At 34.5% G+C, this 15,426-nt stretch carries 9 protein-coding genes; 7 read left to right on the top strand and 2 right to left on the bottom strand.

Features of this window, described 5'->3' with window-relative positions; genetic code table 11:
• The first annotated feature begins 349 nt into the window (after positions 1–349).
• On the top strand, positions 350–583 hold the full coding sequence (locus tag HNQ90_RS17400) for a hypothetical protein (protein WP_144118258.1): 234 nt from the start codon (positions 350–352) through the stop codon (positions 581–583).
• 26 nt (positions 584–609) lie between these two features.
• Here HNQ90_RS17400 and folK read toward each other — a convergent pair whose 3' ends face one another.
• Positions 610–1,740: a 2-amino-4-hydroxy-6-hydroxymethyldihydropteridine diphosphokinase gene (gene folK, locus HNQ90_RS17395; protein ID WP_144118259.1), complete on the bottom strand. Its 1,131-nt coding sequence runs from the start codon at positions 1,738–1,740 to the stop codon at positions 610–612.
• 70 nt (positions 1,741–1,810) lie between these two features.
• Here folK and HNQ90_RS17390 point away from each other — a divergent pair, with 70 nt between their 5' ends.
• From HNQ90_RS17390 to rpsU, 4 genes are all read left to right on the top strand, one after another.
• Positions 1,811–2,515, top strand: a complete 705-nt coding sequence (locus tag HNQ90_RS17390; protein ID WP_144118260.1) for a queuosine precursor transporter — start codon at positions 1,811–1,813, stop codon at positions 2,513–2,515.
• A gap of 110 nt (positions 2,516–2,625) precedes the next feature.
• Positions 2,626–5,313, top strand: a complete 2,688-nt coding sequence (locus HNQ90_RS17385; RefSeq protein ID WP_144118261.1) for an AsmA-like C-terminal region-containing protein — start codon at positions 2,626–2,628, stop codon at positions 5,311–5,313.
• A gap of 470 nt (positions 5,314–5,783) precedes the next feature.
• Positions 5,784–6,647 carry a sigma-70 family RNA polymerase sigma factor gene (locus HNQ90_RS17380; protein WP_144118262.1) on the top strand — a complete coding sequence of 288 codons (864 nt, stop codon included), beginning with the start codon at positions 5,784–5,786 and terminating at the stop codon, positions 6,645–6,647.
• A 100-nt stretch (positions 6,648–6,747) separates the two neighbouring features.
• The gene (gene rpsU, locus HNQ90_RS17375) at positions 6,748–6,942 is read left to right on the top strand and encodes a 30S ribosomal protein S21 (RefSeq protein ID WP_092848816.1); all 195 of its coding nucleotides are present in this window, start codon (positions 6,748–6,750) and stop codon (positions 6,940–6,942) included.
• Between the two features lie 130 nt (positions 6,943–7,072).
• Here the strand turns inward: rpsU and HNQ90_RS17370 are convergent, their stop codons facing one another.
• On the bottom strand, positions 7,073–7,867 hold the full coding sequence (locus HNQ90_RS17370; protein WP_144118263.1) for a DUF2797 domain-containing protein: 795 nt from the start codon (positions 7,865–7,867) through the stop codon (positions 7,073–7,075).
• A gap of 42 nt (positions 7,868–7,909) precedes the next feature.
• Here HNQ90_RS17370 and HNQ90_RS17365 point away from each other — a divergent pair, with 42 nt between their 5' ends.
• Together HNQ90_RS17365 and HNQ90_RS17360 are read left to right on the top strand one after the other, a co-directional pair.
• The gene (locus HNQ90_RS17365; RefSeq protein ID WP_144118264.1) at positions 7,910–9,424 is read left to right on the top strand and encodes a GH3 auxin-responsive promoter family protein; all 1,515 of its coding nucleotides are present in this window, start codon (positions 7,910–7,912) and stop codon (positions 9,422–9,424) included.
• Between the two features lie 496 nt (positions 9,425–9,920).
• Positions 9,921–15,426 (top strand): BspA family leucine-rich repeat surface protein (locus tag HNQ90_RS17360; RefSeq protein ID WP_183822392.1); only part of this gene is annotated, 5,506 nt, incomplete at its 3' end.

Raw genomic sequence — 15,426 nt, 5'->3', positions numbered from 1 at the left:
TTCACAACAACTTGAAAACGAGATCTAAAGTCTCACAGAACTGAACGTGATTAAAGTAGTAAAAGAGAGAGGATTATCAATGTTGTCGAAGTCTAACGCTTCACCGTATATAGTAACCTTAATTCTCTCTTTTGTTCTTTCTGATTATTAATTAAATTTAGTGATTTACAAACTTAAGCCGTATATAAAAAATTGCTGGTGTTGTGCTAAAACAAAGGTCGTTGCAAGTTTACTACATCTGATTTTCCTGCGGAAAATCCTCGCACGTAAACCCGCAACTATTCTTATACGTAACCGTTCCCCACAACAAAACCAAAAACAATTTCACCTTTCACAGAACCTCAACAAAATGATCATAGACCAAGAGCAAATTTTCAAAGACGTCCTTTCCAAACTAGAAGGCACAATTAACGAACAAAGTTTTTTTAATAAGTTTTTGGAGTTGTATCCGGAGGTTTGGAAAAAGCAAAAAATTATGTTTTCAAAATTTAATAAAAGTAAAAAGTTTAGGCAAACCATTCCGTTAGCAAAACCTGAGGTTTCTTTACGAAAAGACATTAGGATTTGGTTACAAAAACAATAAAAGAAGCTGTGTTGTAAACAGGATTTCTACTCACCACTAATTTCATTTAAAACCCACAAATAATCAGCCCGATTGCCCACAAAATCTCTATTGGACACATCTATTATTTTTACGTTAAAATCTTTTTGAGTCTTTAAAAAATCGAGATACCCAGCGTTTATTTTCTCCAGATATTCATTGGCTATATTTTGCTCGTAATCGCGACCACGTTTTTTTATGTTTTCTTGTAAACGCTCGGTGTTTTGGTATAAGTAAACGTATAATTCGGGTTTAGCAATGTCTTTATACATTAAGTAAAACAGCTTGCGGTATAAATTAAACTCATCTTCATTTAAAGTAATTTTAGAAAATATAAGTGATTTAAAAATATCGTAATCGCTAACTATAAAATCTTTAAACAAATCGAGTTGCGATAAATCGTCGCTAATTTGTTGGTAACGATCTGCAAGGAAAGACATCTCTAAAGTAAAGGCATATCGGTTTGCATCTTCGTAAAACTTGGGTAAAAACGGATTATCGGCAAAGCGTTCTAAAATTAAACGCGCATTAAAATCGTGCGCCATTTTTGTGGCTAAACTTGTTTTTCCGGCGCCAATATTACCCTCGATAGCAATGTAATTAAACTTCGAGAATTGGTGTTGCTTGCTTGGGTTTTTCAACCAGATGTTTATTGGTTCTAAAACCGAATCGTCATCGCAATTTTCCAACAAAACAGACACTTGCATGTTGTTTACTGGATGCTTTAGTTTAGAAGCAATATCGTTAAGCGGCAACAAAACAAACCGGCGTTTAGCCATTTCTGGATGTGGCACTTGTAGGGTTGCTGTGTTTATAATCTCGTTTTCGGCTAAAACAATATCTAAATCTATTATTCGAGCTTCGTAGGTGTTTGCCTGGGTTCGGGTTCTACCTAAATCAGTTTCAATGTTTAATAGCAAATCTAAAACCTCTTGCGGTTGTAAATAGCTTTCTAGCACCAGACAGCAGTTATAAAAATCGTCGCTTTCAAAACCAAATGCGGGCGATTTATAAATTTTAGAAATTAGTTTTATGTTACCAACACGCACGTAAATGGTATCGATAGCATCTTGTAAATTCTTAAATTTATCACCTTTATTGCTTCCTAAAGCGATATGGTATGTTTTGGGTTTTAACATAGGGCGGCAAATTAATAAAAAGTAAATGGTTTCCTTTATATTTACAGAGCCTATTTATTCACAATCACATATGACATTAAAAGATAAACTTGCCGCACAACGTATATACTTGCTCTTAGGAGCACTTTTTATAACATCGTTGGTGGTTTCTAATCTTATTTTTCAAAAGTTTTTTTATTGGTACCCTTTCAATATTGAAATTTTTGGTAATAAACTTTTCGAAATATCGGTTGGTATATTACCTTACCCTATTACCTTTTTAATTACCGATTTAATAAGTGAAATTTATGGTAAAAAGCGCGCTAATGATGTGGTTATTATTGGCATTTTCGCCTCTTTATTTTCGTTATTAATCATTTTTATGGCCGATTCGGTTCCTGCAACATCATGGTCTTACGTAGACGATAAAACATTTAAAACCGTTTTTGGAAACTCTATGATTGCCGTTTTTGCAAGCATGCTTACTTACCTGTTTGCGCAGTTTGTAGATATTCAAATTTACCACTTCTGGAAACGCTTAACGAAAGGAAAACACTTATGGCTAAGAAATAATTTTTCCACATGGTTTTCCCAATTTGTAGATACCTTTACTATTGTGTTTTTACTATGTTCCTTTGGTATAATAGATTGGGCAAACTTTAAAGGTCTTTTGGTTAGTGGCTTTTTATTTAAAGTTATTGTAGCCGCTTGCGACACGCCACTATTATATTTAGGCGTACACCTTTTTAGAAAACGTTTTAATTTAAAAGTAAACGAAGAGATTGATTTACTTTAAAACGGAATGCGTTAAAATTACTAGTAGTAAGGTTAAAATTATATTAAACTTTTAGTTTACTTAGGCCTAAAATTAAACGCGCTCGTATATTTACATAAACCCCGTTAACTATGAAAAAAGCTTTAAAAATTGTTGGCATTACTTTACTAATACTAATAGTACTTTTAATAGCCCTTCCGTTTGCTTTTCAAGGAAAAATTAAAGACATCGTAAAACAAACCATAAACAACAATCTTAATGCTAAAGTAGAGTTTAGCAATGTTTCCTTAAGTTTATTAAAAAGCTTTCCACAGGCACAGGTAAGCGTAAGCGATTTAGTAATAACAAATTTCGAGCCTTTTAAAGACGAAACCTTTGCTACCGTTAAGGATATTTCGTTTACCATGTCTATTAAAGAAGTTTTTAAAACTGCCAGCGAGGAGCCTATTACCGTAAATTCTATATACGTTGACCAAGCTTTAATGACGCTTAAAACCGATAAATTAGGCAATAACAACTACGATATAACTAAAGAAGATACTACTAGCGCAACAACTACCAATGCTGGCTCTAGTAATTTTACTTTTAGTATTGAGGACTACCAAATTAAAAACAGTGCCTTAACTTATATTGACGATATTTCGAAAACATTAATTCACGTTTCCGAGTTAAACCACGAAGGTCATGGTACGTTTTCTGCCGAAACCTCCGAACTCGATACTTACAGCGAAGCCAATGTAAGTTTTACGCTAGACAGCACAAACTACTTAAGCAGCAACCCTGTAAAGTTAGACGCCTTAATAGGTCTAGATTTAGTAAACAGCAAATACACTTTTAAAGAAAATAAAGCCTATATAAACGATTTACCATTAGAGTTTCAAGGCTATGTGCAACTCGTAGAAGCTGGACAGGATATCGATATTAGCTTCGAAAACCCGGGTTCAGATTTTAAAAATTTCTTGGCTGTAATTCCTAAAGCTTACTCTAAAGATATTGCCAATGTAAAAACCTCTGGCGATTTTAAAGTAAAGGGTATTATTAAAGGTTTAAGCTCAGATACTACAATTCCTAATCTAGATATTAGTATAACATCAAACAATGCATCTTTTAAATATCCAGACTTACCAAAAAGCGTTACCAACATTGTAATAAATACCGAAATAAAAAACACTACAGGAAATGTAGACGACACGTATATAGATATTAAAACCTTAAATTTTAAAATTGATGAAGATGTATTTAAATCTTCTGCTACGCTAAAAAACTTGACTAAAAACATGTTGGTAAATGCCAATTTAGATGGTACTTTAAACCTTGCTAACATTACAAAAGCATATCCTGTAGAGCTTGAAAATTCGCTTACCGGAATTTTAAAAGCGAAACTAAACACGGCTTTTGATATGGATGCTGTGGCAACTAATGCCTACGCAAGAATAAAAAATAATGGATCGGCAAGTATTTCTAATTTTGTATTTTCATCGGAAGATATTGTAAACCCGTTTCATATCTCAGATGCTAATCTAACCTTTAATCCAGGAACTGTATCGCTTAATAATTTTAATGCCAAAACAGGCGAAAGTGATATTCAGGCCAAAGGTACAATCAACAATTTACTAGGGTTTTTACTAAGCGATAATACCTTAAAAGGAAACTTTACCGTTAATTCCAACACCTTTAAGGTAAGCGATTTTATGACTGAAAGTGAAACAGCACCAAGCACCAACAAAACCACAAGTAACACCGAATCTTTAAAAATTCCAGCCTTTTTAGAGTGTACTATAAATGCCGATGCTAAAACCGTTGTGTACGATAATTTAAACCTTAAAAACGTAACCGGAACCCTTTATATAAAAGACCAACAAGCCAAACTAGAAAACCTTAAATCTAGTATTTTTGATGGTGCATTGGCTGTTTCTGGCGATATTTCTACCAAAGAAGACACCCCAACATTTAATTTAAATTTAGGAGCCAATGGCTTTGATATTGCCCAATCTTTTAAAGATTTAGAATTGCTTAAAAGTTTAGCACCTATTGCAAAAATTCTTCAAGGAAAATTAAACACAAGCATTAATCTATCTGGAAAATTAGATAAAGAATTTGCTCCAGATTTAAGCACCGTATCTGGCGATGCGCTTGCCGAATTATTAGCAACAAGAATAGGAACCAACCAAAACGAGTTAATGAATAAACTAGAAGGCTCGCTTAGTTTTATCGACTTTAGCAAACTCGATTTAAAAGACCTTAAAACCAAATTATCCTTTGCCAATGGTAAAGTAAGCGTAAAACCCTTCGATATAAAATACCAAGATATAGCCATTACCGTTTCTGGCTCGCATAGTTTCGACCAAACCATGGACTATAGCGCTATTTTTAATGTGCCGGCAAAATATTTAGGCAGCGACATTAATAGGCTAATTGGTAAAATAAACGATAGCGAAGTAAGCAATTTAACCATACCAGTAACTGCAAATATTGGTGGTAGTTTTACAAGTCCCTCGGTTAAAACCGATTTAACAAGTGGCATCTCAAACCTTACCAACCAGCTTATAGAAATCGAAAAGCAAAAACTCCTTAACCAAGGTAAAGACAAAGTTAAAGACCTAATTGGCGATGTAATTGGCAGTAATAAAACCAAAACCGACTCCGTAAAAACACAACAAAACAATGCCATAAAGGATGTTATTGGAGGCATTATTGGCAGCAACAAAACCACCGATAGCACAAAAACAAGCACAACCGGTAATACCAAAACCCAAGAAACCGTTAAAAACGTACTTGGTGGTTTATTTGGTAAAAAGGAGAAAGACACCGTTAAATAATATTTGGGCGTTACCCGAAAAGGGTCGGGCTTGAAGCCTGTCTTGAGCAAAGTCGAAAGGTTGCAAGTCCTCGCACTTCCTATCGTCAGGCTGTGGGCTATCCACTACAATCCCTAACGCGGGTTTGTTTGCTAGCATCATATTAAAATCTATTTAATAGTTTTTTTAAAAGCTCTATTTTATAACACACCCCTTAATCCCTTCTTTATAGCGGGGAAACTCATACTCAAAAAAATAGATGGATAATACATTAGTTCTCATCTTAAAAAATAAGGATTAAAAGAGGCGTTACTACCTCATCATTCAAAAAACACAAAAAAGAACCAAAAAATATTAAAAACCGCGTCATTTCACCCCATTTTAGTCAATTTTCACTCATTTTTAAAGAAAAACCTTCAATTTTTAGGTTATTCCAACTATTCCGTTATATTGTAAATTACGTTTAATCTTAAACACCCAAAATATTATATATGAGGCAATTAAAAATCACGAAACAAGTTACCAACAGAGCATCTAAATCGTTAGATAAATACCTTCAAGATATTAGTAAGATCCCTTTAATTACTGCCGACGAAGAAGTTGATTTAGCACAACGTATTAAAAAAGGCGATCAAAAAGCATTAGATACACTAACAAAGGCTAACTTAAGATTTGTGGTTTCTGTCTCAAAGCAGTACCAAAATCAAGGATTAACCCTACCCGATTTAATAAACGAAGGGAACGCTGGTTTAGTTAAAGCAGCAAAACGCTTTGATGAAACTAGAGGTTTTAAGTTTATATCCTATGCCGTTTGGTGGATTCGTCAATCCATCTTGTCTGCTTTAGCCGAACAATCTAGAATAGTACGATTACCATTAAATAAAATTGGCTCCATTAGTAAAATAAATAAAGCCTATTCACATTTAGAACAAACACACGAAAGACCTCCAAGTGCACAAGAAATTGCCAACACGCTAGACTTAACTATTAGCGATGTAAAACAGTCTATGAAAATTTCTGGACGCCATGTCTCTATGGATGCGCCTTTTAAAGAAGGCGAAACATCAAACTTATATGATGTTGTTGCAGGGCAAGAATCGCCAAGTCCAGATGCTAAATTACTTAAAGACTCGCTTAATCTAGAAGTTAACCGTGTTTTAGATACACTTTCGGAAAAAGAAGCCGAAGTTATTCGTCATTATTTCGGAATTAGCGTTAAAAATCCTAAAAGTTTACAAGAAATTGGAGATGCTTTTGGTTTAACCAGAGAACGCGTGCGTCAAATACGAGAAAAAGGCATCCGAAAACTGCGTCAAAACTCAAAAAATAAAGTCTTAAGAACCTATTTAGGATAATCTAATGCAAAAGAGTTTAATTTATTAGGTTTTTATTTTTAAAAACCGCAAATTTGCATCCCATTTTGGATTTTCAGAAAAAGCACTAAAATAAAGGCATATGTTAAAAATAATAGTTAAAGATGGTGAAAACATCGAGAGAGCTTTAAAACGCTACAAAAGAAAGCACAGAAATATTAAAGTAATGCAGAACTTAAGAGAAGGACAGTTTTTTACAAAACCTTCTGTAAAAAGACGTCGTCAAGTTCAAAAAGCAGCTTACATTCAAAATTTAAGAGACCAAGAAGATATTTAGTCTTTAGTTTCAAAATGATATAAAAATCCTCTTTACAATTGTAAAGAGGATTTTTTGTTTTTGTGTATTTGTATGGGTGTATTCTATCCTGTAAACCAAAAAACAGTGTTTTGCTTTAGTGTTTCAACAATTAATCTATGGTTAAATTAACCACCAAACCTTCGTTGGCTCTAACATTAAATACCCTTTCGTCTTCAAAAATTAAATATTGCCCTTTTATACCAACAAGTTTACCTGTATACTTTAGCTCTTTTTTAATATTTAAACTCTTTGGTTTTTCCGGATATTGCAGCACCGGAAAATCTATATTCGTTTCGGTATTGCTTTCTATAAAATAATCGGCAGCCTCATCTGGGATATAGGTTTTTAAACGGTCTCGCCATTCTACCAAATTTTCATCTTCAATATCGTTTTTTAGCATTTTTCGCCAATTGGTTTTATCGGCTACATAATCTTTTAAAGCCACCTCAGTAATACCTGCCAAATAACGGTTAGGAACCTCTACAATTTCGATAGCTTCATGCGCGCCTTGATCAATCCAACGTGTTGGTACTTGGTTTTTTCGTGTTACCCCTACCTTCACATTACTAGAATTAGCCAAATAAACAATATGTGGTTGTAATTGCGCTTTTTTTTCATACTCTAAATCGCGGTCTTCAATTCCTAAATGTGCGGTACTTAATTCTGGTCGCATAATCCAATCGCCTGCCCTAGCCGTATTATAAAAACACTGTTTATCAAAGCCTTGTCTAAATATAGGCTTATCCAAACCGCAATTTAAACACTGGTATTTTACAAACTCTATGGTAACATTTTTCCCTATTAATTGATTCATATTTATAAAATCATTTTCAAAAACTAGGTAGTATTGAATAGGACTTCCAAACTCTGTTGCCATTTTTGTTAAAACACCTTGGTAGGTCATAAAAAAAAGTATTATTTTTAAAAAAATAAAGATAGAATAAATATGTCAATTCCCTTAGTAAATTCTATTGCATCGTGGTTTTTAAAAAAACGATTTCATCAAATTGAATTGTTCTTAAAATACCCAAACGAAGTGCAAAACGAACTGCTTTTAAGCTTAATAGATTTTGCTAAAAACACCGAAATTGGCAAACAGTACGACTTTGCTTCTATTAAAAATTATAAAACATTTGCAGAGCGTGTTCCTATTAAAAATTACGATGGTTGGCAAGATGATATCGAGCGCTCTAGACGTGGAGAAAGCAATATTTTTTGGCCAACACCTATTAAATGGTTTGCAAAATCTAGCGGAACTACCCGAGCAAAAAGTAAATTTATTCCGGTAAGCGAGGAATCGTTAGAGGATTGCCATTATGCAGCAAGTAAAGATTTACTATGCATGTATTTAAACAACAACGAAGACTCACAATTATTTAATGGTAAAAGTTTACGCCTTGGCGGAAGCAAAGAACTGTATAAAGAAAAAGGCACCGTTTATGGCGATTTATCTGCTATTTTAATTGATAACATGCCCTTTTGGGCAGAATTTAGCAGTACACCTAGCAACAAGGTGTCACTAATGAGCGATTGGGAACACAAAATGCAAGCCATTGTATACGAAACTATAAACGAGAATGTTACTAGTTTAGCTGGCGTACCATCTTGGATGTTAGTACTATTAAATAATGTTTTAGAGACTACAGGAAAACAAAATCTACATGATATTTGGCCAAATCTAGAAGTCTATTTTCATGGTGGCGTAAGTTTTACACCCTATAAAGATCAGTACAAAAAACTGCTTCCTAAATCTGGTTTCAAATATTATGAAACCTATAATGCTTCAGAAGGTTTCTTTGCTATTCAAGATCAAAATAATTCATCAGAATTACTTCTAATGTTAGATTATGGCATTTTTTACGAGTTTATTCCTATGGATATTTATGCTACCTCTCAAGAAGAAGCAATTCCGCTTAGCCAAGTAAAATTAAACAAAAACTATGCAGTAATTATAACTACAAATGGCGGTTTATGGCGTTATAAAATTGGAGACACTATTAGGTTTACATCTTTAAATCCTTACCGAATAAAAATTTCTGGCAGAACAAAACACCATATAAATGTGTTTGGTGAAGAACTTATTATTGAAAATGCCGAAAACGCGTTAAAAAAAGTATGCAACCGCACAAAAGCGGAAATAGTAGACTTTACAGCTGCTCCCATTTTTATGGAAGGTAAAGAAAAAGGAGCCCACGAATGGTTAATTGAGTTTAAAACACCTCCAGAAGATATTAACTATTTTAATGAATTATTTGATAATGCATTAAAGGCGTTAAATTCCGATTACGAAGCAAAACGCTACAATAATATTACCCTTAATAAACCGAAAATTAATATTGCTAGACCTCAACTTTTCCATGATTGGCTAAAACAGAATGATAAACTAGGCGGCCAACATAAAATACCGAGGCTATCTAACACACGCGACTATTTAGAGGAATTATTAAAACTGAATCATTGATAATACTCGTTACTCTAGCATAGTTTTTTAAAATTCAGATAAAAAATTAATTTTCCGCGCTTTGTGCATACATTGTGTACGACAAAAATAAACGATAAAAAGCATCAAAACCGACAACGTGTAACTTAAAAAGTTTTTAAACGAATATTTTGTCGTATAATCTAAAACCTGTTTTTACAATGTGTTTACACAAGGTATTAAACTTATTTTTACATCAGTTTTAAACACAGAAATACATTTTTATTATATAGATATCCAATATTAATTAATTTCCCTACATATAAAAACCACACTTAACCGTGTGGTTTTTTTTATTAATGTACCTCCGTAATTTATATTTTCTGCTCTATCAAACGTACTTCAAGATATTTACTAATTCATTATTTAAACCTAAGCATTTCACATAAATAGCTATAAGGCAACCCCATAAATAATAGAGTTTAGTGAGAGATTCTTATCTTTGAACTCCCTTAAACTAATAATAGATATTACAAAAATGCCAAAAAACTACGCGTTACTCCTTTTCTTTTTTGTCGTAAACATAAATGCATTTGGTCAAGGTTTTACGTCACTATGGAATACCGAAAATACAGAGTCCGGATCTTCTGCTAACAACCAAATTACTTTACCTACAAATCCGGCATATACATATAACTATAATGTGAATTGGGGCGATAGTACTACAGACAACAATATCACTGGCGATATTACCCATACATACACCACACCCGGATTATACACTATAACGATTACCGGAAATTTTCCTTCTATTTATTTTAATGACGATGGAGATAAAATTAAAATAATAGAAATTTTAGATTGGGGTAACATACAATGGCAAACCATGGAAAACGCTTTTTATGGCTGCGAGAATTTAAATTTTGATGCCATTGCTTCGCCAAACTTAAGCACGGTTACAAGTCTTGAAAATATGTTTAAAGACTGTAATGCTTTTAATGGCATTGTAAACGATTGGGACATAAGCACAATAACAAATTTATCTGGAACTTTTGAGGGTTGTAACATTTTTAATAGGCCATTGGATAAATGGAACACATCATCGGTTACCTTAATGGCTAGTACCTTTAGAAATTGTTACGCTTTTAATGAGCCTTTAGATAATTGGAATACCTCTTCGGTTACAGACATGAATAACCTATTTAGCGGCGCTACACAATTTAACCAAAACATTAATAATTGGAATGTTAGCCAAGTTACTAACATGTCGGGCACTTTTAATATTGCATTAAACTTTAATCAGCCTTTAAATAGTTGGATTGTAGACAATGTTACCGATATGTCTAGAATGTTTTATAGATGCCGAAACTTTAACCAGCCATTAGACAATTGGAACGTGGACAACGTAACAAGCATGAGAGAAATGTTTTATGGTTTTTTAGACATGCCTTTTAACCAGCCTATAAATATTTGGAAAGTACATAATGTTACAGACATGGCTTATATGTTTAGGCGATGTGCATCGTTTAACCAACCTTTAGATAGTTGGGATGTTAGCAATGTTACCGATATGAGTTACATGTTTGAAGGTGCCGATAGCTTTAATCAACCCATAGGAAATTGGAATGTAAGCAACGTAACAAACATGCGAGCTATGTTTAGCGGAGAGAACCAAAGTATAGCCTTTAACCAACCACTTAACAACTGGACGGTTAGCAGCGTTACTAACATGAGCCAGATGTTTAAAAATGCCGACAGTTTTAACCAACCGTTAAACGCTTGGGACGTAAGTGCTGTTGAAGATATGAGCGAAATGTTTAGTGGCAATGATGGGTTTAACCAACCTATCGAAATTTGGGATGTTAGTAATGTTACTACTATGCGCGGCATGTTTCAGCAAAACACAGTTTTTAATCTGCCGTTAAACAATTGGACATTAACTAATCTCACCAATATATCTTCAATGTTTGCTAGTGCAAGCCTTTTTAACCAGCCACTAGATAATTGGAATGTTAGTAATGTAAATAATATGTCTGGTGCATTTAATAATGCATCTTCATTTAATCAAAACATTGGAGCTTGGAATGTTTCCGAAGCTAACAACATGAGCAATATGTTATCTAACAGTGGTATTTCACAAGAAAACTATGATAACATTTTAATCGCCTGGGCATCTCAAACTGTAAATAGTAATGTGACCTTGGGTGCCACAAATTTACAATACTGCGATGCCTTAGCACAACGACAAAGTTTAATTGATAATAACAACTGGAATATTGTTGGAGACGATGTAAACTGCTCTTATGTACTATGTACCAATATAATTTCTCCAATTAATGGCGATCAAAACGTGCCAGCCAACTCATCTATTAGATGGGAAGCGGCTCCCAATGCCGATGGTTATTATGTAAGCATTAGAAGAGAGGATGACTTAGGAAATGTTATACAGGTTATTGCTGATAATGAAGATTTTGGAAATGTTCTATTGTTAAACTTCACTAACGAATTTTTGCCAGGAGATAATGTTTTTGTTTCTGTTGTTCCTTATAACGATGAAGGACCAGCAACCGGCTGTCAAGAAATAAGTTTTAAAACTGTTGAAAGCTGGGTTAATAGAACCGATGTTTTTAAAATTACGATTGATACTAGAAATTTAGATAACAGCTCGACCGCAGCAAACCAATATCGAATTGAACTTAACGATGGCTATCCAGATTATCTTATTTACGATTTTAATATAGATTGGGGAGACGGACAATACAACAATAACGTAACCAACGACATAACCCATACTTATTTAAACCCAGGTGTTTACACCATAGCCATTATAGGCGATTTTCCGTCGTTTAGACATACCTCTAGCAATCGAGATAACCTTAAGCTAATTTCGATGGACCAATGGGGCGACCAAGTTTGGGAAAGCATGAATCAGGCGTTTTACTTCTGTGAAAACATGGAGTATAATGCTACCGACACCCCAAATTTAACACAGGTAACTAACATGGCCAGTATGTTTAGAAGGGTTGTTTTATTTAATTCTGATATTAACAATTGGGAAGTTGGGAATGTAACAAACATGAGTAGCCTGTTTTCCCAATGTTCAATGTTCAATCAACCTTTAGACACCTGGGATGTAGGTAATGTAACAACAATGAGTGGTATGTTTAGTGGTGCATCTGTATTTAATCAACCTTTAAACGGCTGGAATGTTGCCAATGTAACTACCATGAGTAACATGTTTAGTCAAGCACGAGAATTTAATTATCCTCTAAACTCTTGGATTACTGATAAGGTTGTTGATATGAATTTTATGTTTTACTATGCAAGTGTATTTAATCAAGACTTAAGTAGCTGGAATACAAGTGCAGTAACCAACATGGAGTCTATGTTTGGAAATGCCACACTATTTAATCAAAATATAGATAATTGGGACGTAAGTAATGTTACTAACATGATAAGCATGTTTGCTAGAGCAACAAGTTTTAATGAACCTCTAAACTCATGGGATGTAAATAAAGTAACAAACATGAGCCAAATGTTTAATGGTGCTACTGCTTTTAATCAAGCATTATTCGACTGGGATGTTGATGCTGTAACTAATATGCAAAGTATGTTTAGTTCGGCTTCAAGTTTTAATCAAAATATAGATACTTGGAATGTTACCAACGTAACCAATATGGCATACATGTTTAGTTATGCTACCGCATTTAACCAACCCTTAAATAGCTGGGACGTAAACTCGGTGGTAAATATGAGTGGTATGTTTCGTGGGGCATCTGTATTTAATTCGCCTTTAATAGATTGGGATGTAAGTGCTGTGGCTACAACCGACAGTATGTTTGAAAATGCCACACAGTTTAATCAACCTATAAACACTTGGGATGTTAGTTCGGTAACTATTATGTCTAATATGTTTGACGGAGCCAGCTCATTTAATAATACACTTAACAATTGGGATGTGTCTTCTGTTACAAACATGGAAGCTATGTTTTCGGGAGCTACCATTTATAATCAACCCATGGACAACTGGAATACCGGTGAAGTACAAACTATGGAGGAGATGTTTAAAGAAGCATCGGCCTTTAACCAGCCAATAGACACCTGGAACACCTCGTTTGTAACCACAATGGAATCTATGTTTGAGGATGCTATTGTATTTAATAGCCCTATAAATTCCTGGAATGTGGCCTCAGTAACAACCATGGAAAAAATGTTTAAAGGCGCACTTCAATTCAATCAAAATATTGACCCTTGGAATGTTAGAGCAGTAACCACCACCGAATACATGTTTAATGAGACTAGCGCTTTTAATCAGCCTTTAAATAACTGGCGTGTAACAGGCATTAGCAACATGAATTATATGTTTAAAGATGCCACTGCTTTTAACCAACCATTAGATAAATGGAACTTAGGTAACGTAAGCATGTATTCTACCTTTGAAAATGCTACAGCACTAAATCAATACCTCGGCGATTGGGATATTAGTGGTGTAAACGAAATGAGAAATATGCTAGACGATACAGCATTAACACGAGAGAATTACGACAACACATTAATCTCTTGGTCCGAGCAAACCTTAATTTCCGGAATTACGTTAGGCGCTAACGGATTGCCTTATTGTGATGCTTTAGAAGAAAGACAATCCATGATTGATACTTATTTCTGGACTTTTAATGGCGATAATTTAGACTGTCCGCTTCCAGAATGTGCCCAATTATTATCGCCTTTAAATGGCGCAACAGATGTTCCTGTAAATACTAATTTAAGTTGGGAACCTGCACGCTACGCCCGAGGGTACAGATTAACTGTAATATCACAACCGGGAAACATTACCATTGTTAGCGATGAAATTATTAATGATAATACGTCTTACGAATTCGCATTAGACTTTCTTGGAGGTGAAACTGTAGAGGTCACTATTGTTCCGTTTAATGATGAAGGAGATGCTACGGGATGTACACAAGAAAGTTTTACTATTAGCAGCAATAGCACACCTACGGCTCCGGAATGTACCATGCTAACGCTTCCGCTAAATAGCAGCACTGATGTAGCCATTAATACAGATTTAGAATGGACGCCAATAGCAAATGCAGATGGCTATAAAATAACAATGGGTTCTAGCCCTGGAGCATCAGATATTTTAAACAATTTCGATGTTAACAATGTTACAAATTATGATTTACCATCGGATTTAGCAGAAGACACCACCTTTTATGTTACCATTATACCTTATAATGCTGAAGGTGATGCCACTACATGTACCGAGGAAAACTTTACAACAGAGCTTATTCCGGTCCCACCAACATGCACAACCTTAACCTCCCCTTTAAATGGCGCAACCAATGTTTCTATAGACACAGATATTAGTTGGAACGCCGTACCTAATGCTACAGGATATTTATTGAGCGTGGGTACTACTGGAGGTGGTATAGAAATACTAAATAGTATAGATGTTAATAATGTAATCTCTTATAATCTCCCAGACGATTTACCAACTAACCGCCTTATTTTTGTTAATATAACGCCGTATAACGATGTGGGCGATGCCACAGGTTGTACCGAACAAAGTTTTAGAACAGGAACTCCTGAAACTATTCCAGTATGCACCACATTAACTAGTCCGTTAAACGGTGATACCGATGTTACCGTTACTACAGATTTATCTTGGAATGCCATTGCAAACGCAACGGGTTACAAACTAACTGTTGGAACCACTTCGGGTGGAACCGATATTTTAAACAATGAAGATGTTAGCAATGTTACAAGCTATAACTTGCCTTCAGATTTACCGGAAACTTCAACCATTTTTGTAACCATTACACCGTATAATTCAGAAGGTGATGCTGTTTCTTGTACAGAGGAATCTTTCAGCACTGAAACTTTAGAAACTATTCCGGTGTGTACCACATTAACGAGTCCGTTAAATGGCGATACCGATGTTGCCGTTACAACAGATTTATCTTGGAATGCCATTGCAAACGCAACAGGTTACAAACTAAGCGTTGGAACCACTTCTGGCGGAACCGATATTTTAAATAATGAAG

The organism is Algibacter amylolyticus, assembly GCF_014202225.1.
GTDB lineage: Bacteria > Bacteroidota > Bacteroidia > Flavobacteriales > Flavobacteriaceae > Algibacter_B > Algibacter_B amylolyticus.
This window is presented reverse-complemented; position numbering and strand designations above follow the sequence as displayed.